Origin of the sequence: Pseudactinotalea sp. Z1732 (genome assembly GCF_049724975.1) — a bacterium.
Classification (GTDB): Bacteria; Actinomycetota; Actinomycetes; order Actinomycetales; family Beutenbergiaceae; genus CALKWS01.
Genome location: NZ_JBMPQC010000006.1, coordinates 70,919 through 96,695, shown reverse-complemented (window position 1 = coordinate 96,695; position 25,777 = coordinate 70,919). Strand labels below are relative to the sequence as shown.

General features: G+C 69.2%; 24 protein-coding genes. 12 read left to right on the top strand and 12 right to left on the bottom strand.

The features are described 5' to 3' along the window. Positions 1-147 precede the first annotated feature (147 nt). Genes recA through ACPL7H_RS12450 form a run of 3 tightly spaced genes read left to right on the top strand, consistent with a single transcriptional unit; the run spans position 148 to position 2,169 of the window. On the top strand, positions 148-1,206 hold the full coding sequence (recA, locus tag ACPL7H_RS12460; protein WP_424787966.1) for a recombinase RecA: 1,059 nt from the start codon (positions 148-150) through the stop codon (positions 1,204-1,206). Positions 1,207-1,213: 7 nt separating this feature from the next. Beyond that, positions 1,214-1,861 (top strand): regulatory protein RecX, encoded by a 648-nt coding sequence (locus ACPL7H_RS12455; RefSeq protein WP_424797215.1) that lies wholly within the window; start codon positions 1,214-1,216, stop codon positions 1,859-1,861. A gap of 17 nt (positions 1,862-1,878) precedes the next feature. Beyond that, positions 1,879-2,169 carry a GNAT family N-acetyltransferase gene (locus tag ACPL7H_RS12450; protein ID WP_424797214.1) on the top strand — a complete coding sequence of 97 codons (291 nt, stop codon included), beginning with the start codon at positions 1,879-1,881 and terminating at the stop codon, positions 2,167-2,169. A 14-nt stretch (positions 2,170-2,183) separates the two neighbouring features. Here the strand turns inward: ACPL7H_RS12450 and ACPL7H_RS12445 are convergent, their stop codons facing one another. The 4 genes from ACPL7H_RS12445 to ACPL7H_RS12430 form a co-directional block, all read right to left on the bottom strand. Continuing rightward, on the bottom strand, positions 2,184-3,074 hold the full coding sequence (locus ACPL7H_RS12445; RefSeq protein ID WP_424787963.1) for an amino acid ABC transporter permease: 891 nt from the start codon (positions 3,072-3,074) through the stop codon (positions 2,184-2,186). After that, positions 3,071-3,724 (bottom strand): amino acid ABC transporter permease, encoded by a 654-nt coding sequence (locus ACPL7H_RS12440; protein WP_424787962.1) that lies wholly within the window; start codon positions 3,722-3,724, stop codon positions 3,071-3,073. Before ACPL7H_RS12440 ends, ACPL7H_RS12445 begins: the two co-directional genes overlap by 4 nt. A gap of 83 nt (positions 3,725-3,807) precedes the next feature. Further along, on the bottom strand, positions 3,808-4,665 hold the full coding sequence (locus tag ACPL7H_RS12435) for a glutamate ABC transporter substrate-binding protein (RefSeq protein WP_424797213.1): 858 nt from the start codon (positions 4,663-4,665) through the stop codon (positions 3,808-3,810). A 64-nt stretch (positions 4,666-4,729) separates the two neighbouring features. Beyond that, positions 4,730-5,482 (bottom strand): amino acid ABC transporter ATP-binding protein, encoded by a 753-nt coding sequence (locus ACPL7H_RS12430; RefSeq protein WP_424797341.1) that lies wholly within the window; start codon positions 5,480-5,482, stop codon positions 4,730-4,732. A 196-nt stretch (positions 5,483-5,678) separates the two neighbouring features. Between ACPL7H_RS12430 and miaB the strand changes: the two genes are divergently transcribed. Continuing rightward, positions 5,679-7,172 (top strand): tRNA (N6-isopentenyl adenosine(37)-C2)-methylthiotransferase MiaB, encoded by a 1,494-nt coding sequence (gene miaB / locus ACPL7H_RS12425; protein WP_424797340.1) that lies wholly within the window; start codon positions 5,679-5,681, stop codon positions 7,170-7,172. A 38-nt stretch (positions 7,173-7,210) separates the two neighbouring features. Here miaB and ACPL7H_RS12420 read toward each other — a convergent pair whose 3' ends face one another. Genes ACPL7H_RS12420 through ACPL7H_RS12410 form a run of 3 tightly spaced genes read right to left on the bottom strand, consistent with a single transcriptional unit; the run spans position 7,211 to position 9,025 of the window. Then, positions 7,211-7,996, bottom strand: a complete 786-nt coding sequence (locus ACPL7H_RS12420; RefSeq protein ID WP_424797212.1) for an SIR2 family NAD-dependent protein deacylase — start codon at positions 7,994-7,996, stop codon at positions 7,211-7,213. A 10-nt stretch (positions 7,997-8,006) separates the two neighbouring features. Then, positions 8,007-8,480, bottom strand: coding sequence for a YbjN domain-containing protein (locus ACPL7H_RS12415; protein ID WP_424787959.1), 474 nt, complete (start codon positions 8,478-8,480; stop codon positions 8,007-8,009). Then, a complete protein-coding gene (locus tag ACPL7H_RS12410; protein ID WP_424797211.1) occupies positions 8,477-9,025 on the bottom strand; it encodes a YbjN domain-containing protein in 549 nt (182 codons plus the stop codon). Before ACPL7H_RS12410 ends, ACPL7H_RS12415 begins: the two co-directional genes overlap by 4 nt. 43 nt (positions 9,026-9,068) lie before the next feature. Here ACPL7H_RS12410 and miaA point away from each other — a divergent pair, with 43 nt between their 5' ends. Continuing rightward, a complete protein-coding gene (gene miaA / locus ACPL7H_RS12405) occupies positions 9,069-9,983 on the top strand; it encodes a tRNA (adenosine(37)-N6)-dimethylallyltransferase MiaA (protein ID WP_424797210.1) in 915 nt (304 codons plus the stop codon). 10 nt (positions 9,984-9,993) lie between these two features. Then, positions 9,994-10,923: a diaminopimelate epimerase gene (dapF, locus tag ACPL7H_RS12400; protein ID WP_424787956.1), complete on the top strand. Its 930-nt coding sequence runs from the start codon at positions 9,994-9,996 to the stop codon at positions 10,921-10,923. A gap of 6 nt (positions 10,924-10,929) precedes the next feature. Here the strand turns inward: dapF and ACPL7H_RS12395 are convergent, their stop codons facing one another. Both ACPL7H_RS12395 and ACPL7H_RS12390 read right to left on the bottom strand, forming a co-directional pair. Then, positions 10,930-12,804 carry a DUF222 domain-containing protein gene (locus tag ACPL7H_RS12395; protein ID WP_424797209.1) on the bottom strand — a complete coding sequence of 625 codons (1,875 nt, stop codon included), beginning with the start codon at positions 12,802-12,804 and terminating at the stop codon, positions 10,930-10,932. 530 nt (positions 12,805-13,334) lie between these two features. Next, positions 13,335-13,958 (bottom strand): class I SAM-dependent methyltransferase, encoded by a 624-nt coding sequence (locus ACPL7H_RS12390; protein WP_424797208.1) that lies wholly within the window; start codon positions 13,956-13,958, stop codon positions 13,335-13,337. A gap of 354 nt (positions 13,959-14,312) precedes the next feature. Between ACPL7H_RS12390 and hflX the strand changes: the two genes are divergently transcribed. The 3 genes from hflX to ACPL7H_RS12375 are packed head-to-tail and all read left to right on the top strand — an operon-like array spanning position 14,313 to position 19,587. Then, entirely contained in the window at positions 14,313-15,848 is a 1,536-nt protein-coding gene (hflX, locus tag ACPL7H_RS12385; protein ID WP_424797207.1) for a GTPase HflX, read from the top strand. Further along, positions 15,845-17,914, top strand: coding sequence for an ATP-dependent DNA helicase (locus ACPL7H_RS12380; RefSeq protein ID WP_424797206.1), 2,070 nt, complete (start codon positions 15,845-15,847; stop codon positions 17,912-17,914). The genes hflX and ACPL7H_RS12380 overlap by 4 nt, the downstream gene beginning before the upstream one ends. Further along, positions 17,911-19,587 carry a metallophosphoesterase family protein gene (locus ACPL7H_RS12375; RefSeq protein WP_424797205.1) on the top strand — a complete coding sequence of 559 codons (1,677 nt, stop codon included), beginning with the start codon at positions 17,911-17,913 and terminating at the stop codon, positions 19,585-19,587. Before ACPL7H_RS12380 ends, ACPL7H_RS12375 begins: the two co-directional genes overlap by 4 nt. Here the strand turns inward: ACPL7H_RS12375 and lexA are convergent. Further along, positions 19,565-20,302 carry a transcriptional repressor LexA gene (gene lexA / locus ACPL7H_RS12370; RefSeq protein ID WP_424797204.1) on the bottom strand — a complete coding sequence of 246 codons (738 nt, stop codon included), beginning with the start codon at positions 20,300-20,302 and terminating at the stop codon, positions 19,565-19,567. The two genes, ACPL7H_RS12375 and lexA, sit on opposite strands and share 23 nt — an antisense overlap. 502 nt (positions 20,303-20,804) lie before the next feature. Here lexA and ACPL7H_RS12365 point away from each other — a divergent pair. The 3 genes from ACPL7H_RS12365 (at position 20,805) to ACPL7H_RS12355 (ending at position 22,072) form a co-directional block, all read left to right on the top strand. Further along, positions 20,805-21,200, top strand: a complete 396-nt coding sequence (locus tag ACPL7H_RS12365; protein ID WP_424797203.1) for a LysM peptidoglycan-binding domain-containing protein — start codon at positions 20,805-20,807, stop codon at positions 21,198-21,200. Positions 21,201-21,296: 96 nt separating this feature from the next. Beyond that, positions 21,297-21,767 (top strand): transcriptional regulator NrdR, encoded by a 471-nt coding sequence (nrdR, locus tag ACPL7H_RS12360; RefSeq protein WP_424787948.1) that lies wholly within the window; start codon positions 21,297-21,299, stop codon positions 21,765-21,767. A 107-nt stretch (positions 21,768-21,874) separates the two neighbouring features. Beyond that, a complete protein-coding gene (locus ACPL7H_RS12355; protein WP_424797202.1) occupies positions 21,875-22,072 on the top strand; it encodes a DUF5302 domain-containing protein in 198 nt (65 codons plus the stop codon). Positions 22,073-22,104: 32 nt separating this feature from the next. Here ACPL7H_RS12355 and serA read toward each other — a convergent pair whose 3' ends face one another. Together serA and ACPL7H_RS12345 are read right to left on the bottom strand one after the other, a co-directional pair. Then, the gene (gene serA, locus ACPL7H_RS12350) at positions 22,105-23,316 is read right to left on the bottom strand and encodes a phosphoglycerate dehydrogenase (RefSeq protein WP_424788016.1); all 1,212 of its coding nucleotides are present in this window, start codon (positions 23,314-23,316) and stop codon (positions 22,105-22,107) included. Positions 23,317-23,359: 43 nt separating this feature from the next. Next, positions 23,360-25,612 carry a HelD family protein gene (locus ACPL7H_RS12345; RefSeq protein WP_424797201.1) on the bottom strand — a complete coding sequence of 751 codons (2,253 nt, stop codon included), beginning with the start codon at positions 25,610-25,612 and terminating at the stop codon, positions 23,360-23,362. Positions 25,613-25,777: the final 165 nt, after the last annotated feature.

Genomic DNA, 25,777 nt, shown 5'->3' with positions numbered 1-25,777 from the left:
CACGCTGGATCCGCAGCGCACCGGATGTCAGTGGTCGGACATAGCCTCGTTCCACGCCCCATCAAGCCACCCGGAGAGGGTGGTGGCGAACAGACCAGCCCTTGCACATCCGGCGGAGAGACCGCCCAGAACCGAAGGTGACACACCATGGCTGTTTCCGCAGCAGATCGCACGAACGCAGATCGCACGAAGGCCCTTGACGCCGCTCTCGGCCAGATCGACCGCGCCTACGGCAAGGGCTCGGTGATGCGGCTGGGTGATGACACCCGTCCGCCGGTAGAGGTCATCCCGACCGGTTCGATCGCCCTGGACGTGGCCCTGGGCATTGGTGGCCTCCCGCGGGGCCGGGTCGTCGAGGTCTACGGTCCGGAGTCCTCCGGTAAGACCACCGTGGCGCTGCACGCGGTGGCCAACGCCCAGAAGAACGGGGGGATCGCCGCATTCATCGACGCCGAGCACGCCCTGGACCCCGAGTACGCCAAGAGTCTGGGGGTGGATACCGATGCGCTGCTGGTCTCCCAGCCGGACACCGGCGAGCAGGCCCTGGAGATCATGGACATGCTGATCCGCTCCGGCGCCCTGGACATCGTGGTGATCGACTCCGTCGCAGCCCTGGTCCCCAAGGCCGAGATCGAGGGCGAGATGGGCGACTCCCACGTGGGCCTGCAGGCCCGGCTGATGTCCCAGGCGCTGCGCAAGATCACCGGCGCGCTGTCCTCCTCGGGGACCACCGCCATCTTCATCAACCAGCTCCGCGAGAAGATCGGGGTGTTCTTCGGCTCACCGGAGACCACCACCGGCGGTAAGGCGCTGAAGTTCTACTCCTCGGTACGCATCGACGTGCGCCGGATCGAGACCCTCAAGGAGGGCACCGATTCGGTGGGTAACCGCACCCGTGCCAAGGTGGTGAAGAACAAGATGGCCCCGCCGTTCAAGCAGGCCGAGTTCGACATCCTCTACGGCATGGGCATCTCCCGCGAGGGCGGGTTGATCGACCTCGGCGTGGAGCACGGGATCGTGCGCAAGTCCGGTGCCTGGTACACCTACGAGGGCGACCAACTGGGTCAGGGCAAGGAGAATGTGCGCCGCTTCATGAAGGACAACCCCGAGTTGGCCGACGAGATCGAGACCAAGATCAAGACCAAACTCGGGGTGGGCATCAAACTCGAGGTGGTGCCGGAGTCCGCCGAGGCGGTCGACTTCTGAGTATCGGATGCCTTCCTCCGAGCGAGCCGACGCCGGTGACCTGATGCGCCGTACGCGTACCTCCCGTGGCCGGGTGAGTGAAACCCCGGCCACGGGCGCGGCGGCGGTTGATTCCGAACCGGAAGCGGAGTCGGTGGCGCGCGCGATCGCGTTGCGCCTGCTGACCCACTCCCCGCGTTCCCGTTCGCAACTGGCCGAGGCGATGGCCAAGAAGGACGTCCCCGAGGCGGTGGCCACCAAGGTCCTGGACCGGTTCACCGAGGTGGGCCTGATCAACGACGCCGAGTACGCGCAGATGCTGGTGCGCAGCCGTCAGTCCGAGCGGGGGCTCGCCCGCAGGGCGCTGGCGCTCGAGCTGCGACGCAAGGGCATCGGCAGTGAGGATGCCGAGGCTGCGTTGAGTTCGATCGAGCCCGAGGACGAGGAGGCCGCGGCGCGGGCCCTGTTGCGCCGCAAGGCCCGGTCTTCCCAGGGCCTGGATCCGACTCGGCGCCGTCGGCGTCTGATGGGCATGCTCGCCCGCAAGGGCTACCCGGCGGGGTTGGCACACCGGCTGATCAGCGAACTGCTCTGGGATGAGCAGGCCGAGGACGGCGTCGACCAGGGCGACTCCGACCCGGACGGCACCGCCGAGAGTTTCCTGGAGAGCCCGTGATCTGCCTAGGGTGAGTCATGGCTGATCCGCAGATCTCACATTCATCCGACCAGCAGCAGTTCGTGGCGACCGCCGGTGGTGAACACCTCGGGCGCCTGGAGTACGAGCGCCGGGCAGACGTGGTGGCCCTTCGCCACACCCTCGTGGAGCCGGCCGCGGAGGGCCGCGGTGTGGGTTCGGCCCTGGCGCGCACGGCGCTGGACTGGATCCGCGCCGAGGGGCGCCGGGTGGACCCGGTGTGCCCGTTCGTGGCGGCCTGGATCGAGCGTCATACCGACTACGCCGACCTGGTGGTCTCCGAGGGCTAGGAGGCGGCAGCCGGTCAGGCGTCCCTGGGATTGAGGGTGGCGGCGATCCCACCGGGCAGCGTGGCGCGCTGGCCACGCTCGCGGAGCCGCTTCTCCACGAAGGTGGCGATGCGGGTGAGGGAGAAGTTCAGCACCAGGTAGATCGCCAGCACCGCCACGAAGAACGGCAGACGGGTTTCGTTGCCGAAGAAGTTCCAGTTGACCTGTCCGGTTCGCAGCAGTTCGGTGTAGCCCACGATGAAACCGATCGAGGTGTCCTTCAGCAACACCACCAGTTGCGCGATCAGGCTGGGCATCATGACCCGGACTGCCTGCGGCAGGGTGATGATGAAGAAGTTCTGGAACCAGCTCAGCCCGATGGCCATCCCGGCCTCGCCCTGACCCTTGGCGATCGAGGCCAGACCGGCCCGCAGGATCTCGGCGAGGATCGCGGCGTTATAGACGATCAGCCCGAATGCCACAGAGACGTAGGCGCTGAAGTTGAAGACGAACAGCCCGAAGAGCATCAGGACCAGCACCGGGAGTCCGCGGGAGACCTCGATGAGGACCTTGGCGGGGACGCTGACGGCCTTCTTGGTCGAGGTGCGTAGCACCACCAGGATCAGCGCGACGAGCCCGGCAATGGGCATGGCCAGCCCAGCCGCGGCCAGCGTCCCCTGGATCAGGCCGGTCATGATGAGTGAGTTCCACCACACATCTGCCGCGGTGCTGTTCAACCCCCGAACGTTCGGTGGATCGATCAGCACCATCCAGCGCTCATCGAAGACCCCGTTGCGGTACATCGCGAACAGGCCCGCACCGAGGACCGCGAAGATCGCCAGCCCGGCGACCACCGACCACCGCCGCTGACGGCGCTTGGTCACCGGTCCGGGAATGTCGTAGAGAACTGAACTGACGTTGCTCATCGCGCGAAGGCCACCTTCCGCTCGATGTAGTTGGCGAGTAGCCCCGAGGGCACGGTCAGCGCTAGGTAGAACACGGCGATCCCCACGAAGATCCACAGGGCCGCCGGACCGGGGTTACCCAGCGCCAGCGTGCGGGCGGTGGAGGTCAGTTCCACCGTGGCGAATCCGGCCGCGATGGAGGTGTTCTTGATCATCGCGATGAGCACGTTGATGATCGGTGGCACCACGGTCCGCAGCGCCTGGGGGAGCACGACCAGATTCAACGACTGCCCGCCGGTCAGGCCGATCGCACGGGCTGCCTCGGCCTGTCCGACGCCCACACTGTTGATCCCGGAGCGCACCGCCTCGCACACGAACGCGGAGGTGTAGACCGAAAGCGCCACGATCGCCTGGGTACGTCCGATCGGGATCAGAATGTCCATCGTCAACAGCACGGCGGAGATGAACACGAAGATCAGCGTCAGCGGGGTGTTCCGCATGACCTCGACCCACGCCGTCGAGACCCAGCGCAAGGTGGACAGGGGGGAGACCCGCATCGCGGCAAGCAGGACTCCCACGACCAGTGAGATGATCCCCGCCGTTACCGACAGGTACAGCGTGGTGAGGAATCCGTTCCAGAACGCCGGCAGGTTGTCCAGGACAACATTCATGCCTCGTCCTCCCGATCCGACCCTTGACGGTCCGGAGCGCAAGCGCGCCCCGGACCGTCAAGGTGTGTCAACGTGGGCAGCGATCAGTACCTGTCGACGGCCGGGGGCTCCGGGAGCTCCAGCACCGTGCCGGCGGTGTTCTCCCACGCGGCCTCCCAGTTGCCGTTCTCATACGATTCCTCGATCACGTCGTTGATGAAATCGCGGAACTCGTCGTCGCCCTTGGCCAGGCCGATGCCGTAGGGCTCTTCGGTGAACAGGTCCCCGACGATCTTGAAGTCGTCCGGGCTCTCGTCCACGTAGCCGGCCAGGATCACGTTGTCGGTGGTGACGGCGTCCACCTGCCCGCTTCGCAGTGGGTCCAGGCAGTCGGTGTAGGCGCCGTAGGTGACCAGCTCGGCCTCCGGGTAGTTCTCGGCGATGTTCTGCGCCGGGGTCGACCCGTCCGCGGAGCAGACGCGCTTGCCGTCGAGGTCGTCGTCGCCGGAGATCTCGTCGTTGTCCATCGTCACCATCAGGGACTGACCGGCGATGTAGTACGGGCCGGCGAAGTCGACGACCTCCTTGCGGGTGTCGTTGATGGTGTAGGTGGCCACGACGATGTCCACCGATCCGTTCTCGATGAGGTTCTCACGCTGCGGGGTCTGTGCCTCCACGAACTCGGCTTCCACGCCCAGGGCGTCGGCGACGAGTTGGCCGATGGAGACGTCGAAGCCCACCGGTGTGCCGTCCGGGCCCTGCAGCCCGAACAAGGGCTGGTCGAACTTGGTGCCGATGGTGATGGAGCCTTGGTCGTGCAGCTGCTGCATCGTGCTGCCTTCGGGGAACTCCGTCGGGTCGACCGGCTCGCCCTCGGGAGCGCCGTCGTCCCCGTTGCAGGCGGTGAGCATCAGCAGCCCGGCTGCCGCCAGGGCGATCAATGACTTACGGGTGTTCTTCATCGTGGGTTTCCTCCTGTGGGTCGCACATGTCTGTGAGTGGAATGGGTGTTCAGGTCGGCGGCGACTAGTGGGTGAGGATCTTGCTCAGGAAATCCTGGGCTCGATCGGTCTGCGGGTCGGCGAAGAAGGTGTCCGGATCGGCAACCTCCACGATCTGGCCCTCGGACATGAAGACGACGCGGTCGCCCGCCTTGTGCGCGAAGCCCATCTCGTGTGTCACGACCACCATCGTCATGCCCTCCTTCGCGAGGGAGACCATCACGTCGAGGACCTCGTTGACCATCTCCGGGTCCAGCGCTGAGGTGGGCTCATCGAACAGCATGACCTTGGGCCTCATCGCCAGGGCGCGGGCGATCGCCACACGCTGCTGCTGACCTCCGGAGAGTTGGGCCGGCATCTTGTCGGCCTGGTTGGCCACGCCGACCCGGTCGAGCAGATCCATCGCGACCTTGCGGGCCTCGGCGGTCTTCATCTTCTTGACCTTGATCGGCCCCAGCGTCACGTTCTCCAGCACCGTCTTGTGCGCGAACAGGTTGAAGGCCTGGAAGACCATGCCCACATCGGCGCGCAGCGCGGCCAGGGCCTTGCCCTCGGCGGGCAGTTCCTGGCCGTCCAGGGTGATCGAACCGGAATTGATCGGTTCCAACCGGTTGATGGTGCGGCACAGGGTGGACTTGCCCGAACCGGAGGGCCCGATCACCACCACCACCTCGCCGCGGTGCACGGTGAGGTCGATGTCCTTGAGCACGTGCAAGTCACCGAAGTACTTCTGCACGTCGCTGAGCACCACGAGCGGTTCACCGGCGGCTGCGGCCATATCCGAGGCCGGCGCCGTCAGGGCAGGCGGTTCCGGAGTCGCTTCTGACATATCTGCAACCTAATGCCTCGTACCCATCCGGGGGTCGGTACGCAGATCACGAATTGGACTCGATCCCCGCCCCCCGGGCTTCTCGCGCCCGGCCCGCAGCACCGTAGAATCGGGCCCTGTGAGTGTTGAAACCCCGCGCCGGTACATGGTGCGCACCCTGGGCTGCCAGATGAACGTGCACGACTCCGAGCGGATGTCGGGCATGTTGGAGCAGGCCGGCTACATCGATGCCGGCGGCCACAGCGGCTCGTTGCTGGAGCAGGCCGCCCGGGCCGACGTCGTCGTCATCAATACCTGTGCTGTACGGGAGAACGCCGCAGACCGCCTGTACGGGAACCTCGGCCAGCTCGCCTCCCTGAAGAAGGACCGCCCCGACTTCCAGATCGCCGTCGGAGGCTGCCTGGCCCAGCAGGACCGGGCCGGCATCGTCGAGCGCGCTCCGTGGGTGGACGTGGTCTTCGGCACCCACAACCTCGACGTGCTGCCAGTACTGCTGGAACGGGCCCGCCACAACGACGAGGCGCAGGTGGAGATCGAGGACTCGCTGAAGGTCTTCCCCTCCACGCTGCCCACCCGCCGGGAGAGTGCCTATGCGGCGTGGGTGTCGATCTCGGTGGGCTGCAACAACACCTGCACCTTCTGCATCGTGCCGAGCCTGCGGGGCAAGGAACGGGACCGGCGCCCTGGCGAGGTGCTCGCCGAGGTCGCCGCCGTGGTGGATCAGGGTGCCATCGAGGTGACCCTGCTGGGCCAGAACGTCAACTCCTACGGCGTGGGTTTCGGGGACCGGGGTGCGTTCGCGAAACTGCTGCGCGCCTGCGGTCACATCGAGGGCCTGGAACGGGTCCGGTTCACCTCCCCGCACCCGGCGGCGTTCACCGATGACGTGATCGATGCCATGGCGGCCACCCCGAACGTGATGCCCTCGCTGCACATGCCGCTGCAGTCCGGGTCGGATGTGATCCTGCGCGCGATGCGCCGGTCCTACCGGTCGGAGAAGTTCCTCGGGATCCTGGACCGGGTGCGGGGGCAACTGCCCGATGCCGCGATCACCACCGACATCATCGTGGGCTTCCCCGGGGAGACCGAGGAGGACTTCCAGGCCACCTTGGACGTGGTGGAGGCCTCCCGCTTCTCCAGCGCCTTCACCTTCCAGTACTCCCCGCGTCCGGGAACCCCGGCCGCGGACATTCCCGATCAGGTGCCGGCCGATGTGGTCGCCGAGCGGTACGCGCGATTGGTGAACCTGCAGCAGCGCATCTCCACCGAGGAGAACGCCAAGCAGGTCGAGACCGACGTCGAAGTGCTCATCGCGGAGAGCGAGGGGCGCAAGGACGCCGCCACAAAGCGGCTCTCGGGGCGGGCGGCGGACAACCGGCTGGTGCACCTCGGTCTGCCGGGGGGAATGCCCGACGACGACGCACCTCGCCCGGGCGACATGGTCACCGCGCGGGTGACGTCCTCGGCGCCGCACCACCTGATCGCCGACTCCGGTGTCCGGGGTGGCACGTTCGAGGTCCGGCGCACCTGCTCCGGTGATGCGTGGGAGGCGGCGCAGCGGGCCAGGGCCGCGGGCACCGTCCCGGCGGGCCCGGTCCCGGTGGGACTGGGGATGCCCAAGGTGCGCTCGCAGGCCTGAGCCGGGCGGGTACGCCGTGGTGCATCGGCACGGCTGCGTTAGAGCGGCACGGCTGCGCCGAGCACTTCACCGGCACGGCCTCGCACCACCACGTCGGCGAACCGGTCGAGCGGGGTCGGCTCGTCGTTGATGATCACCAGGCGGCCGCCGGCCTCGAGGGTCTCCAGCGGGAGGCCCGCAGCCGGCTGCACCTGCAACGAGGATCCCGCGGCGATGAGCAGATCCGCGGACCGGGCCAGGGCCAGGGCCGCCTCGATCACATCGGGGTCGAGCAACTGGCCGAACGAGATCGTCGCGGATTTCACCATCCCGGCACAGTCGGGGCAGCGCGGGTCGGGATGACCGGCGTCGACCTGCTCCATCGCCCATGCGTGCGGCGCCCGCCACCCGCAACCTTGCGGGCTGCCGGGAGCAGGATGGGTTCCGATGCACAGCACCTCCCGCGCGGTGCCGTGCAGTTCCAGGACGTTGACCGACCCCGCCTGCTGATGCAGGCCGTCGATGTTCTGCGTGATCACCCCGGCACAGCGGCCCTGATGTTCCAGGGCTGCCAGGGCGCGGTGGGCCGGGTTCGGTCGAGCATCGGCGTCGAAGAACTCCCGGCGCATCTGCCAGCTCTGCTCGCGCACCTGCGCATCGGTGATGAACCGGGCGAAGTCGAAGGTGGCCGGATCGTACGTGGTCCATACCCCACCGGCGGAGCGGAAATCCGGGATGCCCGACTCGGTGGAGACACCGGCGCCGGTGAAGCCGACGATCCGGTCGGCGGAGTCGAGCAGTGTCCGCAAATCGGCCTGCGCCGCGGGTTCCGGACGGTGGCTCATCATGAGCCCGTCAGCCCAGTTCGGGCTCGGTGGTGCCGTTCTGGAGCGCCTCGAGCGCCGAGTCCAGGCCCTTGGCGGTGGCGCTGAGACCCAGCCGGATCGCGGTGGTGAGTTGCTGGTCGGTGGCACCGGCGGTGAAGTCGACTGTGTAGACGCTGCGCAGCGCCAGGTTGCCCTCGGCGTTGGTGGTCCACAGCAACGTGGGCCAGACCTTCTCGCGGTGCCAGTTGTTGGCATAGGTGGCCAGGGCCGACTCGGCGTCCTTGGGCAGGGTGGTCGAGGCCAGTCCCAGGACCCGCAGCACGGTGGCCTTGCCCGCGGCCACCGAGATCTCCACGAGGTTGTCACCGAGCCGGGCGCGCAGGATCTGGTTCTCGGCCGGGGTCACGGTCACGCCGGCCGACTCGACCATTCGATGAAGACGGTCGACGGTTACCGGCGCGGGCCAGTCGCCGACGCCGGGTAGGTCAGTGGGGTCGATCATGCGGCACCTGTGGTCATCAAGGGGTCGGGGAACTGCTTATCCAACTGGGCGAAGAGGGACAGGCCGGCGCCGATACCCAGACGTATTGCCCGGGTGAGTTGCTGCTCGGACATCCCCGCCGAGATCGGCGTGGCCAGGTCGGCGGTGAACCGCATGGAGCCGTCGTCCATGACCTGGAGCAAGCACTTGGGCCAGGGGTTGCGGGTGTGGAAGTGGTTGATCAGCGCCATGAACTCCGCGCGGCGCTCGATGGTGATGGTGCGGCTCCATTGGCCCCGGATCTGCAGCACGTGCCGGGTCACGGTGAAAGTGAACAGGGAGCCGTTCCAGATCCCGGCCGGCTGGCCGTCGGGGCGGAGGAGGTGGTTGTGCCCCTTCTCCTTCAGCCAGGTCCGGATGCGCTCCGGGGTGACCGGATGGACCTCGGCGGCGGCGATGTCTTCCTCTGACAGTTCGAAGTCGGCCGCGTTGACGGGTTCCTCGGCGGGCGCCTGGTCTTCCTCGGAGGATCGGCCCTCGTCGGGGTCGTTGTCGGGGTTGCTCATCACCAATCAGCATAAGCCCGGGGGCGAGCGGTAGGTTGCCAGGGTGTCTGCGTCAGTGATCGCCATCGTGGGGCCCACCGCGACGGGGAAGTCTGATCTCGCCCTGGACCTGGCCGAGCAGCTGGGGGCTGAGATCGTCAACGCTGACGCGATGCAGTTCTACCGGGGCATGGATATCGGCACGGCGAAGGTGCCCGTCGCGGAGCGTAGGAGGATTCCGCATCACCAGTTGGATGTGCTCGAGGTGCACCAGGAAGCCTCGGTGGCTGCGTACCAGAAGTACGGCCGAGCGGACCTGGCCGCCATCGCCGCCCGGGGGCGCCGCGCCGTCGTCGTCGGGGGTTCGGGGCTGTATGTGCGGGCGTTGCTGGACGAGATGAGTTTCCCCGGCACCGACCCGCGGGTGCGTGCCGAACTGGAGGCCCGGGCCGAGGCCGAGGGCCCCGGCGTGCTGCACGCCGAGTTGGGCCGGGTGGATCCGGTGGCGGCCGAGCGGATCGATTCGCGCAACGCGCGCCGGATCGTGCGGGCGCTGGAGGTGATCCGCCTGACCGGGGAGCCGTTCAGTGCCAATCTGCCCGAGCACCGGTATGCGATCCCGGCGGTGCAGATCGGGTTGGAGATGCCAGCGGCCCGGCTCGACCAGCGGATCGATGCGCGGGCGGTGTCGATGTTCGAGGCGGGTCTGATCGAGGAGACCCGCGCACTGGTCGCCAACGGGCTGGAGCGTGGGCGAACCGCCAACCGCGCGGTGGGTTACGCCCAGGCCCTGGCCGTGCTGCGCGGGGAGTGTGATGTGGCACAGGCTGTGGCCGACACCGGCCTGGCCACGCGGCAGTTGGCCCGCCGGCAGATCAAGTGGTTCCGACGTGACCCGCGCGTGCACTGGCTCCGGGCCGGCGCCGGGGTGCTGCACCGGGCGCTGGGTCATCTCGAGACCCGTTCCGATGCACAGTAGGCTCCGGCGTATGGGTCCAGAACCACATCCGGTCTTCACCAAAGGTCATGGCACCGGCAACGACTTCCTCCTCTTCGCCGACCCGGATGACCAGCACACGCTGAGCGCCGAGTACGTCGTGGACCTGACGGACCGGCACACCGGGATCGGCGCGGACGGCGTGATTCGTGCGGTCTTGGTCAGTTCGGCCGGCGGGGCGCTCGCCGATGTGCCGGTCCGTGACGCCGAGTGGTTCATGGACTACCGCAATGCCGACGGCTCGGTGGCGGAGGTGTGCGGCAACGGCGTCCGGGTGTTCGTGGCGTACCTCATCGATGAGGGCCTGCTCGAATTTCCCGACGGTGCAGCCGTTCCGATCGCGACCCGTGCGGGGGAGTTGATTGTGCGTCGGGAGGGGGAGGAGTTCGCGGTTGACATGGGGACGTGGTCGGCGCCGGGCGGTTCTGAGGCGCTGCGAGCCGGGTCGGATGTGCAGGTGGAGGTCGCGGGACTCCGCGCTCCGCGGCCGGGGTTGCGGCTGTCCGTACCGAATCCGCATACCGTGATTGCTCTGACCGATCCGGAGGAGTTGGAACTGGCGGACCTGAGTAAGGTGCCGGTGGTCGATCCGGAACCGGCTGAGGGTACGAACGTTGAACTCGTGGTGCCGTTGGGCGAGCAGGATCTGGACATCGTCGACGAGGCCGGAAACGTGGTGGGGGCGGAGTCGGTCGGGGTGGTCAAGATGCGAGTGCACGAACGCGGGGTGGGGGAGACCCGGTCGTGCGGGACCGGCGCTTGCGCCGCAGCGCTCGCGGTCCGGACCTGGTTCGGGGAGGGGGCCCCGAACGTCTGGTACGTCTTGGTTCCTGGCGGGCGGTTGCGCGTGAGCGTGCTCGAGGACGGGCACGTGGAACTGGCCGGGCCGGCTGAACTGGTGGCGCAGGTTCACCCGTTCTGAGCCACTTCAGAAGGGTGGTGGGTCGTCCCGGCTGGGATAGGCGTGAGGTGGCCCAACTGACTCGGAGGACGACGGTGTCCTGACGGGACCGTTGCGCGTGCTCTGCCCATCGCCGTTGGCTCGCCCGGCACCGTTCGTCTCGTGCTTCCCCGGGGGTGGGAGCAGGTGAGTGCCGTCGTGGTCGGTGCGGTAGCGGTGCCCGGTAGGGGTGGTCCATTCGTGCACACCCGGGGTGGGGCTGTTATGGGTGAATCCGGCGTGGGTTTTCAACCGGTGGTGTTGGCGGCACAGGGGGTGCAGGTTCCACTCGGCGGTGGGGCCGTGAGGGAAGGGCACGCCGTGGTCGAGGTCGGCGTGCCGGGCTTGGACGTTGCAACCCGGGGCCACGCAGAAGGGCTGGTTGGTGATGACTTGTTCGCGCAGCCACGGTGGTGGTTCGTAACGTTTCGCGGTCACGTCCAGGGCCCGGTTGGTCAGGGGGTCGGTGACGAGGCGCTTCCAGGTGCCCCCGGCGGCGAAGGCGCGGGCCACTTCGGCCGGCACGGGGCCGTATCCTTCGAGGTCACCGGCGTCGTTGCTGGTGCCCATCAAGGTGGATAGGGGCACGGTGATGCGGATCTGGGCCCGGGCTCCACCCACGGTGCCCAGAGTGAACGGCGTCAGCACCTCACCAGGGTTCAGCGGACTGCCATCATGGCGGCCCCGCCCCCTGGCCGGTGCCTCCTCGGAGGTGCTGAACACCGATGGGCAGGTGCACCCGTCACCAGCGCTCGCGCTGTCGTCACCGGTCTGGGCGTGCCCGGGCGTGGTGGCGCTGGGGCAGGGGCCGATGCGTCCGGTGGCCAGGGCCGTGTGGGCCATGGTGGTCAGGGCATCGGCACGCAGTTGGTCGAGGGTGCGCTCATCGCCGTCGTTCTTGGCTGTCCGCGCGCCCGCTTCCAGGGCGGTGTGCAACGCCATGGCATCGGTGGCCGGCCAGTAAATGCTGGTTGTGGCCATCCCATCGGGACGCACCCGCGGTGCACCCACTCGCCGCTCGGCCCGCGCCCGGGCGTGACGGGCGGAGAGATCCTCCGGATCCACCTCAGCCACCGCCGTGGCCACGTCCCGCTCCACCCGGGGCAAAGTGTTCAAACCTGCACCGGGTAACACCTGGTCGTGGACCTGCATCGCCACCTCTTCGGGCAGGTATTTGGTGGCCTGGACCAGCAGGTCCGCCTTGTCCGCATCGATGTCCCCCTCGCGCAGCGCCTGACCGACACCGATCCCGGTACCGGCGCGCATGGCCGCCCCGACGGCCACCAGCTTGGTCGCGCCCTGACGGGTCAACCCCACCCGGGCCCCCAACTGTGCTGCCGCGACCGACACCCGTGAGGGCGCCTCGGCCCGGCCCTTACCCAGGGCCAGCACCGGACGCAAGGACAACTCATGGGCCAGGATCCGCTGGTGATACGCGGCCAGGGCTTCCACCCGTCGCCACGCCGCCACCGCCTCGATCAACGTGTAAGCGTCCATCCCACTGGCATCCAGGCGCTCCAAGTCATACACAGCCTGCCAATCCCCACGCCGGCGGGCATGAGCCCCCACATCGGCCAGGTGCCCATCAGTGCGCGGGGCCACCCCCACCGGCAACCGTTCACCCCATGCCGGCAAGGGGAACACCCCCGTTGGATCCGGGTCTGCACACACCTGGGTGAAAACACCGGCAGCGATCAGATTGGCATCGACCAGTTCGTCCTCATCCAAGTCCGGAGCCTGCTCGTCGAACTCGCTCTCAGCAGCGGGGAAATGTGGATCCTGTGCCCATGCCTGCAGCACATGCGCGGGTGGGTCGTTGAACGCTGCGACCACCTCATCGGGCGCATCGAATCCAGGTGCCACCACCTCACGCCAACCCCGGGCTTCCAGTTCCGGCCCGGACGAGACTTCATCATCAGCCGGTTGAGGGATCTTCCACAGCGGCAACCGCCCACCCGGCCCCAACCCCCGCGAACCTCCACACTCGCACCTCGACCCCGACCCCGACGCGGATCCGGGCGTGGGCGCCGGCGCTGGCCGAGCACGGGTTCGTCCGTCAGCCGCTGGCCGAGCACGGGTTCGTCCGTCAGCCGCTGGCCGAGCACGGGTTCGTCCGTCAGCCGCTGGCCGAGCACGGGTTCGTCCGTCAGCCTCTGGCCGAGCACCGGTCTGCGCGTGAACCTCAGTTGCCTGCGCGGCATCAGCACGCACAGCGCCCTCCGCCGGCTTCCCCTGCCGGCCGGGCCCCGCTTGCGGTACGTCGAACATGCGTACGAGTCTACCGTGGGCCACCGACAACCACCAGACCCAGACGCCAGAAATCGCAGAAATATGCGCTCTCGGTAGGTCGGTAGGAAGGTCGCAGCAGCCTCCGAACCGAGGGCGTCTGCGACTCAGGCGCCGTCGGTCGGGCCGCGACCGCGCACCGTCAGCACCCGGAATCCCTTCGAACTGGCCAGGCGTTCCACCTCGAAGCCGAGGTCGGCCGCGATCCAACGCTGGAGCGAGTCCGACCCCAGGTTCTTCTGCACCACCAGGTGCGCCTGCGCGCCGGACCGCAGCCGAGGCAGCCACGCGCGGAGCAACCCGTGCAGCACAGCCTTTCCCACGCGAATCGGCGGGTTGGACCACAACTCATCGATGACCGGATCGGGCTCGGCCGTCAGCAAGGCATCGGGTGTGAAAGTCTCCACGTTGCCCAGCCCGAGCGTCCTGGCGTTCGCGGCCGTCAGCTCCAACGCACGCTCGTTGACGTCCACGGCCAGCACCCGTGCCTGGGGCGCGGCGCGCGCCATCGAGAGCGCGATCGGCCCCCACCCGCACCCCAGGTCCACCAGGACCCCGGACGCCGGCGGCTCGGTGACCGTGCGCAGCAGCACAGCGGTACCAGGATCGAGCCGGTCCCCGGAGAACACCCCCCGGTCGGTGTGCACCTCAACCTGCTCACCGCGAAGATTCACCGAGATCGTGCGCCGGCGCGCGGGGCCGGCCGTCGGGGACTCGAAGTAGTGCGCCACCCCGCGAGGATAGCCGCGCGGGGGTGACCGCCCATACTGACATGCGCGGTCGTGGCCCCGAGCGTGCCTCATCCCATGCGGCTTCGTGGATCGGGCCGGGGCATGCGAGATCACAAAGGCCCCCCGGATTCCATAGCATTTCCGCTATTCACCTCTATTCCATGTCGGTGATCAGGGCGCAGGTGTCCGGGCCGAGGCGTCGTGGCTCAACGCGGACCACCACTCCGGACCACACGCGCTCAGCGAAATCGGTTGGAACCCCAGCATGAGCGTGGGAAAGTGGAAACGACAGATTCCCCGGCCCTGGCGCGACCCGATCTCCCCAGCCAACCGGGACCGCGACGACAGGACACGATGACCAACACCCCCTCGCAGGACCGCCCAGTGGCAGAAGGACGTACCCACGCCACGAACGGCTCGCCCACCGATGACGTCGAGGATCGCGCCCAAGCCGTGGTGAACCGCATCCTGGCCCGCCACGGCACCGCCATCCAGGCCGACGACGCCGCGCCCAGCGAATACGACGGCGACCAGTTCGACGCGGAGGAACGCGCCGCGCTGAACCGCGTAGCCGGGCTGTCCACCGAACTCGACGACGTCACCGAGGTGGAGTACCGCTCGCTGCGCCTGGAGCGGGTGATCCTGGTTGGCCTGTGGTCCGAGGGCACCGTGGAGCAGGCCGAGGTCTCGCTGCGGGAGTTGGCCGCCCTGGCAGAGACGGCCGGATCGCAGGTGCTCGATGGAGTGCTGCAGCGTCGTCGTCATCCTGAACCGGGCACCTACCTCGGCTCGGGCAAGGCGGCCGAACTCGCTGAACTGGTGCACGCCACCGGCGCCGACACCGTGATCGTGGACTCCGAACTGGGCCCGTCCCAGCGCCGTGGCCTGGAGGACGTGGTCAAGGTCAAGGTGATCGACCGCACGGCGCTGATCCTGGACATCTTCGCCCAGCACGCCAAGTCCCGGGAGGGCAAGGCGCAGGTGGAACTGGCCCAACTGGAGTACCTGCTGCCGCGCCTGCGCGGGTGGGGTGAGTCGATGTCCCGGCAGGCCGGTGGGCAGACGGCCGGGGGCGCCGGTATCGGCTCGCGCGGACCCGGGGAGACCCAGATCGAGTTGGACCGTCGGCGGATCCGCACCCGGATGGCCCGGCTTCGACGGCAGATCGCCCAGATGGCCCCGGCCCGGGCCGGGCGGCGCCGCTCCCGCCGTGCCGGTGCGGTGCCCTCGGTGGCGATCGTGGGGTACACCAACGCCGGCAAGTCCTCGTTGCTGAACCGGCTCACGGACGCGGGTGTGCTGGTGCAGAACCAGTTGTTCGCCACCCTGGACCCCACCGTGCGGCGCACCGAGACCCCGGACGGGCGCACCTACACCCTGGCCGACACCGTCGGGTTCGTGCGGAGCCTGCCCACCCAGCTCGTCGAGGCTTTCCGCTCCACGCTGGAGGAGGTTGCCGAGGCCGACGTGATCGTGCACGTCGTGGACGCTTCCCACCCCGATCCCGCTGGTCAGATCGCCGCGGTGCGCGATGTGCTGCGAGAGATCGAGGGCAGTTCGGAGATCCCCGAACTCGTGGTGCTGAACAAGGCCGACCTCGCCGATGCCGAGACCATCGCCGCGCTACGCACCCGCGAGCCCAGCGCCGTCGCCGTCTCCGCGCGCACCGGCGCGGGCATCGGGGAACTGCGCGAACACATCGCCTCCGAACTTCCCCGCCCGGCGGTGGAGGTGGATGTGCTGGTTCCCTATGAGCGCGGCGATCTGGTGCACCGGGCCCACGTGGCCGGAGAGGTGATCAGTACCGAACACACCGAGGACGGGACCCGGCTGCACGCACGGGTCGACGGGGCGCTGGCGGCAGACCTGGATGCTGCCGTCGGCGGATGAGCCCCGACGACGCCGGCAGCGACGCGGGCGGTACCGTTCCAACCGACGACGACGTGAGTCGCCCCGATCCGCCATCGCACCTGGATACCGTGCTCGATGAGGTCATCGCGGCGATGGGCGGCGCCCGCCGGGAGGGCCAGCACCAGATGGCCACCGAGGTGGCCGCCGCGCTGGCCGGCGCCGAGCACCTCCTCGTCCAGGCCGGCACCGGCACCGGTAAGTCGTTGGCGTACCTGATCCCGGCGCTGCTGCACGCGGTCGGCAACGAGGAACGGACCATCGTCTCCACCGCCACCCTGGCCCTGCAGCGCCAGGTGCTCGGACACGACCTGCCGCTTGCCGCGGAGTCCCTACGGCGGCACCTGCCCCGGGAGCCCCAGGTGGCGCTGCTGAAGGGATGGCACAACTACCTGTGCCTGCACAAGGTGGCCGGTGGCTACCCGGCCGACGACGAGGGCACCCTCTTCGATGCCGCAGCCGCGGCCCCCTCGGCCGCCGAGGAGCACCCCGAGGGCCAGGACGACTCCCTGGGCGGACAGGTGCTGCGGTTGCGCAGGTGGGCCGAGGAGACCAGCACCGGGGACCGCGACGATCTGGTGCCCGGGGTCAGCGACCGGGCCTGGCGGCAGGTTTCCCTCACCTCCCTGGAGTGCCTGGGGCAACGCTGCCCGCTGCTGAACGACTGCTTCCCCGAACACGCCCGCCGCGCCGCCCGTGAGGCGGACCTGGTGGTGACCAACCACGCGATGCTGGGGATCGCCGCCTCGGGTTCCCCGAAGGTGCTGCCCGAACACCAGGTGCTCATCGTGGACGAGGCGCATGAACTCGCCGACCGGGTCACCGCCCAGGCCACGGTGGAGTTGTCCGCCGCGTCCGTGGAACGCACCGCCCGGCTCGCCCGCCGTCACGCCGGGATCGCGCTCTCCGCCCTGGAGGATGCCGCCACCCATCTGCGCACCAACCTTGGTCTGGTGCCCGAGGGCCGCCTGCCCCAGGGCCTGCCGGCCGAACTGGTGCCCACGGTGCGCTCCATCGCCGAGGCGTGCCGTGAGGCGATGACGGCGGTGCGCACCGAGCAGACCCAGGGCCAGGGCAAGGCCGAGGAAGCCGGTGGCCGAGCCATGGCGACGTCGGCGCTGCTGGTGCTGTTCGAGATCGCCGAACGCCTGCTTTCCGACAGTGTGGCGGAGCGGATCGACGTGCTCTGGTGCGAGCGCGGGCGCGCACCGGGGGAGGGTTCGCGGCTGAAGATCGCACCGCTGGACGTGGCCGGCCCGATCGCCTCCGAGCTCTTCGCCGAGCGGGCCGCGGTGCTCACCTCGGCCACCCTCGCCCTCGGTGGTACCTTCGACCACGCCGTGCGCAGCGTCGGGATGGGCTTCGGGCCCCACCGGGCCGTGCAGGTGTCCTCCCCGTTCGACTACGGCAAGCAGGGCATCCTCTACGTGGCCTCGCACCTGCCGCCGCCGGGCCGCGACGGCACGGCCCAGGAGGCCCTGGACGAACTCGCCGGACTGATCGAGGCCGCCGGCGGGCGCACCCTCGGGCTGTTCTCCTCCCGACGCGGTGCGCAGGCTGCGGCCGAGGCGCTGCGGGAGCGGCTGGACACCGAGATCCTGTTACAGGGCGAGGACTCGATCCCGGCCCTGGTGCGCCGGTTCTCCGCCGAACCCGCCACCTCCCTGTTCGGCACATTGTCGCTGTGGCAGGGCGTGGACGTGCCGGGGGAGGCATGCCAGTTGGTGGTCATCGACCGGATCCCGTTCCCGCGCCCCGATGACCCGATCCGCCAGGCGCGCCAGGAGGTGGTGGCTGCCGGAGGTGGCAACGGCTTCATGGCGGTGGCTGCCAGCCACGCGGCTCTGCTACTGGCTCAGGGCGCGGGCCGGCTGGTGCGTGGGGTGGCCGATCGTGGCGTGGTGGCCGTGCTCGACCCCCGGCTGCGAACGGCGCGCTACGGCAGTTTCCTGGCCAAGTCGCTCCCGCCGCTGTGGCCCACCACCGACGGTGACCTGGTCCGGGCCGCGCTGCGCAGGCTGTCCGGTGGCGGGGACGCACCGGCATGACGTCCGGTTTCCGCGTCCGGCCCTACCTGCACGCACCGAGCAGCACCGGCATGACGATCATCTGGTTCTCCCACACCGATGAACCCGGAGAAGTCGTTGTGACCGGCCCGGGCGCGCCCGGGCCGGTCACGTCCCGACCCGAGGCCCTCGACGTGCTGAGCCCTACCGAGGCCGAGCGCACCGAGCACATCGAGGGTCTGGCGCCCGGCTCCTGGCTGTACCCGGACGGGAACGTCCGCCACGTCGTCGTCCTGACCGGCTTGCGGCCACACACGCGGTACACCTACGCGGTCGCCCAGGATGGCGAGCAGTACCGTGCCGCCTTCCGCACCGCTCCCACCGACGGGTCCTGGCAGCAGATCCACCTGGTGGCGCTGTCGGACTCCGAGACCGCTCCGGCCGGGCGGGTGACGCATCGCTCCTGGCCGGCCGGCCCCGGCGGGGAGTCCCGTCCCGACCCGCACGGCTTGTGGCGGGAGGCCTTCGGCGTGGCGGAGCACACCGCCGGCCGGCCCGTGCTGCGCTACCCGCTCACCAAGGCGGAGGGCTACCGGGCGGTGGTGAGCATGATCGCCCAGGAGGAGGCGGACCTCATCCTGCATCCCGGTGACCTGGTCGGCGGCGGGGGATACCAGCCCGCCTGGGATGAGTTCTTCACGATCAACGCCCCCTCGGGCCTGCTCTCGCGGGCACCGCTCCTGCCTGCGCTGGGAAACTGGGAGAACTTCGGCGCCCGCAACGGCCGGTACGGCACGCCGTCGGACCGTTCCCCGGTGGTGCGGGCCCGGGCCAAGTACCACGCCCACTTCCCGGGCCCGGACGGGTCGCGGGGCCGGGGCTACTACCGCCTCGACCACGGACCACTCACGATCCTGACGCTGGACTCCTCGAACGGGGAGCCCGACGACCATCGGTCCCGTTACGTCCGGCCCCTCACCGGGCGGGCCTACCGGGGCCCGGGCACCGATACCCAGGACCACTTCACCGCAACGGAGTACACCGCCGCCGGTGGCACGGACCTGAACGACATCGCCCCCGGCAGGCCGCAGTGGCGCTGGGCCGAAGAGAATCTGGCCGACGCCCGGGCGCAGGGCCGGATCATCCTGGTCCAGTTCCACCACGTGCCCTACTCCAGCGGTGCGCACGGCCTACCGATGGATCACGAGTTCTCTACCGGTCAGGGCGGAACCCCGATGCGCAGGTTCCATCGGATGTTCAGTGAATTCGGCGTGGCCGCGGTGCTCTGCGGGCACAGTGAACTGTTCGAGCGCTCGGTGGTGCCCGACGGCGACGAAGGCTCACCCGGGGTGCTCTACTACGACGTCGGTGTGGCCGGGGACAGCCTGGGTGGCGAACTGCGAGGGGGTGATGGGGAGCTCCTGCGGTACAACCCGCACCGGGCCTGGACGGCCGACCAGGACGCTCCGGAGCGCTGGGAGGTGGCCGGCGACGGCAACCCGGTGCTGCGTGAGGGTGGCAAGCACTACGGCTACCTGGACATCAACCTCGAGCGCACCGGGACCGGAGCGCGGTTGACGCTGCAACCGATCCACGCCTTCCCGGTCCTGGACTCGCAGTACCGGGTGCTCCGGATCGAGCGACGCACCTACGACGACGAGGTGTGCCTGCGGATCGGACCGGACGGGCGGGTCACACCGAGCGCAGGACGCTGACCACCCGGCCCAGGATCTGGGCGTCGGATCCCTCGATCGGGGAGTAGGCGGAGTTGGCCGGCATCAGCCAGACCTCGCCCTCGGTGCGCTTGAGCGTCTTGACCGTGGCCTCACCGTCGATCATCGCCGCGACGATCTCACCGTTCTCGGCCACCGGCTGCTGACGCACCACGACGAAGTCGCCGTCGCAGATCGCGGCGTCGATCATCGAGTCGCCGGTGACCTTGAGCAGGAACAGGTCGCCGTCGCCGACCAATTGGCGCGGCAGCGGGAAGACGTCCTCCACCGACTGCTCGGCCAGCACCGGGCCGCCCGCCGCGATCCGCCCGACCACCGGGACGTAACTGGGCGAGGCGTCCACCTGCTCATCGGAGTCGGTGCTGAAGAACTGTTTCGGGCCGCGGGCCGAAGCCGGTGCCGGGCTCTCTTGCGCCGGCGCCGTGCCGTGGGGATCCAGGATCTCGATCGCGCGGGTGGAGATCGGGTCCCGGCGCAGGTACCCCTTTTCCTCCAGGACCTGGAGCTGGTACTTCACCGATGACGGGCTGGCCAGGCCCACGGCGGTGCCGATCTCGCGCATCGTCGGCGGGTACCCCTTGGTCTCGATGTTGGTGCGGATCGAGTCCATGATCCGCTGTTGCCGGGCGGTCAGACCGGGGGAGTGGCCGGTCTGGTCCGGGTGCTGCCGGCTGGTGTCCTTGGGTCCCTCGGCCATCGTGTCCTCCTGCGGTTCGGTGCGGTTGCGAGCGGCTCTGCCATGGTCCCGTCACCGCGATGTCAGGGGTCGGTGGTGGGGTGTTCCCCATGACGTTCCTAAGCCTAGGCGTTACGGCGCCGAACAGGAAACATCTGTTCGACTGGCGTGTCGACGCTATCGAACGGCTGTGTTACTGTCCATACATGTGTTCGCAGAACATCAGTTCGAGGGTCGGTCGGTTGCCGGTCCCGGACGTGGCCCGAGGAGTAATCCGATGAGTGCACTGGCGATCCACCCCAGCCCCTCGACCCGGCGGGCCGCCCTGCGGCGGTCGCGGACGCGCCCCTGCTGGCACGCCGGCCCTGCACGTAACTCGACCTGTCACCTCCCGGTTCCCGCAGTCTTCTCGGCGCCCGGAGCGGCTCCGGCCCCGGAGGCCCCGAAGGCTACGCCGCAGAGCGACGTGCCGCGGGCCCTCGTACCCCAGCAGACCGAGGGCTCGGGCGGCCGGACCCGTCCCGTGACGCCCCTGGTGACGGCACCGGTTCGCCCGACGGCTCCGGTTCGCCCGGCGGTACCGGTTCGTCCGGCGGCGCCGGTGCGCCCGGCCAGGGCGCGCGAACACGCCCCCCTGCGGCTGACCACCCGCGGACGGCGGGTGCTGGTCGCGCTTGGCTTCGCGCTGGCGATCGCCGTGGGCGGCGGGCTCGGCACCCTGCTGGCGCCAGAGGCGCAGACGCCGGCAGAGGTCTCCACCGTGGTGGTCCAGCCGGGCGAGAGCCTGTGGGTGATCGCGAGTGAGATCGCCGATCCGGGGCAGGACGTGCGCCAGGTGGTGGAGACCATCCGCGGCATGAACGGGCTGGAGCGCTCCACCGTGCACGCCGGCCAGGAGTTGAGCGTCCCGCAGGGCTGAGGAACCCGCTGGAGGGCGACGTCCCACACCGGTAGCCAGATGTGGCATTGTGTGTGCACCGAGCACGCCGTCACCAAGCCGGGAAGGGACGCGCCGATGCATTGTCCGTACTGCCGTAACCCCGACTCGCGGGTGGTGGACTCCCGCACCGCCGACGACGGCGGCAGTATCCGCCGCCGCCGGCACTGTCCCGAGTGTTCGCGCCGCTTCACCACGGTGGAGAGCACCAGCCTCACGGTGATCAAGCGATCGGGGGCGATGGAGCCGTTCAGCCGGGAGAAGGTCGTGGCCGGTGTGAGCAAGGCGTGTCAGGGTCGCCCGGTCTCCGCCGATGACCTGGCGCTGCTGGCCCAGCAGGTGGAGGAGTCCATCCGCGCCACCGGCGTGGCCGAGATCGACTCCCACGAGGTCGGATTGGCGACCTTGGGGCCGCTGCGGGCGCTGGACGAGGTGGCGTACCTGCGCTTTGCCAGCGTCTACCAGAACTTCACCTCCCTCGAGGACTTCGAGGCCGCGATCACCGCGCTGAAGTTGGACCGCAATCCTGCCTCGGAGCAGTACGCCTGAGGGTGCATGGCCGGGGTTTATCCGCTGGCGTGTTCGCGCCGGACCCGGCAAGGTTGCGGATGAGCCACCCCGGTCCCGGTCCGTGGTGAGTTCAGGGAGGACTGTTGATGTCATCGAAGAAGAACGGATCCGAAGGCCCCGATCGGCTGATGGCCGATGCCAAGGCGAAGATGCGCGAGGCGCTCGATCGCAAGAACGCGGGTGACCACCCCACCGCAGATGGAGTCCGGAACACCGGTTCGGTGAACGGGCCGGAGGTGGTCGGCGAGCCCAAGCGGACATTCCGGCCGCGTAAGACCGGCTGAGTTCCTCGCTCGGCGCCCGGTCCGAAGCGTGCCTAGACCGACCCGTTGAGCTCGCGGACACTGATGGTGCCCTCGATCTCACGAAGGTGGTCCCTTGCCTGCCGCGGCAGGGTGCCGCTGATGTCGGTCACCGAGTAACCCACGTCACCGGTGGTGGCGAGCATCTGGGAATCGATGTTCGCACCACCGGAGGACAACGCCTGGTTCACCGCGGCCAGCACGCCGGGCACGTTCCGGTGCAAGTGGGCGATGCGCTGGCGACCCGGCCCGGGCGTGTCCAACGTGAGCCTGGGCAGGTTCACGCTCAGGGCCGTGGAGCCCGAGCGCATGTAGTCGCGGAGTTTTCCGGCCACGAACACCCCGATGTCCTGCTGCGCCTCCTCGGTGGATCCGCCCACGTGCGGGGTCAGGATCACGTTGGGCAGCCCACGCAGTTCGGATTCGAACGGGTCGCCGTTGCGCTTGGGCTCGTCGGGGAAGACATCCACCGCGGCGCCGGCCAGATCCCCGGCCCTGATCGCATCGCGCAGGTGGGCGTAGTCCACCAGGAACCCGCGGGAGAGGTTGAGGAAGATGGCACCGTGCTTCATCCTGGCGAACTGCGCCGGCCCGAACATCCCGGCGTTCCCGGCCCGGCCGTCGACATGCAGGGTGACCACATCGGAGACCTCCAGCAGGGAGTCCAGATCCGGCATGCGGCGGGCGTTGCCGAGGGCGAGTTTCTCGGCGTTGTCGTAGAAGACCACCCGCATCCCCAGGGCCTCGGCGACGACGGAGAGTTGGGTGCCGATGTTGCCGTACCCCACGATGCCCAGCGTGCGCCCACGCACCTCGTGCGCACCGTTGGCGGACTTGTCCCACAGGCCCGCGTGCAGTGACTTGTCCTTCTCGGTCAACCGCCTGGTGAGCGCGATGATCTCGGCCAGGGCCAGTTCCACGACCGAGCGGGTGTTGGAGAACGGGGCGTTGAAGGCGGCCACCCCGTGGTGGACGGCGGCATCCAGATCGATCTGGTTGGTGCCGATGCAGAAGGCGCCGATCGCCTGTAGGTCCGGACTCCGCGACAGGACGCGTTCGGTGACGTTGGTCTTGGACCGGATGCCCAGGACGGACACACCTGCCAGGGCCTCGATCAGTTCGTCCTCGTCCAGGGAACCGGGCACGGTGGAGACGTCCGCGCCGGATCCCTCGAGTAGATCGAGTGCCAGGGGATGGATGTTCTCCAGGAGCAGTGCCTTGACCACGGTGCTCATCGTCCTTCTTCTTCCTCGCCGGTAGCCAGGCGTCTCACCTGTCGGACATCGGCTGGTCCAGTGCGGCTGCGAAACCGGCCGGCAGTTCCTCGGCGTGCACCACGTGCAGACGCTGGGTGGGCCGCGTCATCGCCACGTAGAGATCCGCGGGCTCGCCCTCGGCCAGGATCGCCGCGGGCTCGGCCACGATCACTCGATCGAACTCCAGTCCCTTGGCCCCGGCCGGATCCAGCAGCACCACTTGGGCGGCCAGGTCCACCGGTCCGGCCGGGATGTCCAGCATCCTGCTCAGTTCATCCTGGCGGGCTGTCGCGGTGATGACGGCCACGGTGCCGTCGCCCACGGCGGCCACTTCGTCCTCCAGCACCGCCGCCACGGTCTCACCGAGGCTGTCCGCTGCGGTCAGGACCAGTGCGTCGGGGACCTCGCGGGCCGATTGCAGGGGTGCCGGCGGGTGCTTCGGATCGGCGGCGGTCACAGCAGCCCGGGCCGCCCGCATCACCGAGGCCGGCGTGCGGTAGTTCACAGTCAGTTCGGCGACCCGCCAGTCCCGGCGGAGCATCGTGTCCAGGCGCTGGGACCACTCGCGGGTACCGGCGGGGGAGGAGGTCTGTGCGACGTCGCCGACCACCGTCATTGACCGGCTGGGGCAGCGCCGCAGCAGCGCCCGCCAGGCCATCTCCGAGAGCTCCTGTGCCTCATCGATCACGATGTGCCCGTAGGTCCAGGACCGGTCCCGGTAGGCGCGCTCGGCGGTGGTCAACTGTGGCCCCGACTCAGCGAACCGTCCCGCGAAGGTCTCCGCCGACACCAGATCGCGGGCAGTGACGGGATCGTCACTGCTACCGACCGAGGCGAGAACCTCCCGGGCGTAGGCGACCTCCTGCTCCCGGCGCGCGGCCTCCATGCGCGCCTGGGCGCGCTCGGTCTCGTCATCGGAACCGATGAGCTCGGCGGCCTCGTCGATCAGGGGGATGTCCGCCGTCGTCCACTCCGACCCGACCGGCCGCACCAGGGCCTCGCGGTCGGCCGCCGGCATCCGTCCGGCCACGGCTTCGAGTTTGTGGGGTTTGGCGAACAACTCGGCCACCAGGCCGGTAGCCGTCAGTGGCAGCCAGCACAGGTTCAACGCCACCCGCACGTCCCGGGCACTGCGGATCTCCTCGACCACCTCGGCCGGATCCTCCCCGGCGCCGCCGATCTGCTCCAGGTACTGGGTAGCCAGTGCGGTCAGCATCGCGCGGACGAACGTGACCCGGGCCCGGTTGTGCGGGTGCCCGGACCGTCGGGCGCGGGCCTGAGCCTCCCGCACCTCATCCGGCCGCAACTGCAGCACCACCGATCCCACCTTGAGTTCCTGGGGCCCCAGCACCCGCTGCTTGGCCCTGACCGCCCGGGAGATGATCCCGGCCCATGCGCGGCGCCCCTTGATCCTGGCCACCCGCGGTTCCTCGGTGGCGGTGGCGCTGATCCCAGGAATCAGATCACCCAGCGTCGAGGAGACCACCCCGGTCTCGCCCAGGGCTGGCAGCACCTGTTCGATATAGCGCAGGAACACCCGGCTCGGGCCGATGAGCAGCACGCCGGAGCGTTCCAGGCGTTCCCGGTGGGAGTACAGCAGATAGGCCGCCCGGTGCAGGGCCACAGCGGTCTTGCCGGTGCCCGGGCCGCCCTGGACCACCAATACCCCGCCCAGGTCGGAGCGGATGATCGCATCCTGCTCGGCCTGGATCGTGGCGACGATGTCACCCATCCGTCCGGTGCGGGAGGCCTTCAGCGCGGCCATCAGCGCACCCTCGCCGGCCAGTTCCACCTGGGTGTCCGGGTCAAGTGCATCGAGGTCGAGAACGTCGTCCTCGATCGCCACCACCTGGCGATGCCTGGTTTGCAGGTGCCGGCGCAGCGTCACGTCCCCGGGAGCGTGCGCGGTGGCCTGGTAGAAGGCACGTGCCGCCGGTGCCCGCCAGTCGGTGAGCACGGGGGAGTGCTCGGCGTCGGAGATGCCGATCCGGCCCACGTAGCGCCGATCGCCGTCGCGCAGGTCCAGCCGTCCGAACACCAGGCGGTCCTCGACCGCGTCCAGCGCGGCCACCCGGTCCTCGTACATGGTCGCGAAGGCATCCCTTTCGGACCGGTTCTGCGGTGATCCGCTGGGTCCCTCACGGCGTATCTTGGCCAACCGCTTCCGGGCGCCCGCGCGTAGTTCGTCCAGGCGGGCGTAAACGAGGTCGACGTAGGACTGCTCGACCTCCAGGGCGTTGCGTGGGCCGACTTCAGGGCTGGTCACAATAGGTTGGTACTCCGCTGCGGTGATCGTGGCCGGTACGCCGGGGCTCCAGCGGCTCGGAAGGCTTGGGGAACCGGGCGACCGTTCATTATGCCTCTACCCTGGGGTGTGGTGCACCCCTGCTGCCGGTGCGGAGCCGGCTGGAATGTGACCACCGCAGGAAGC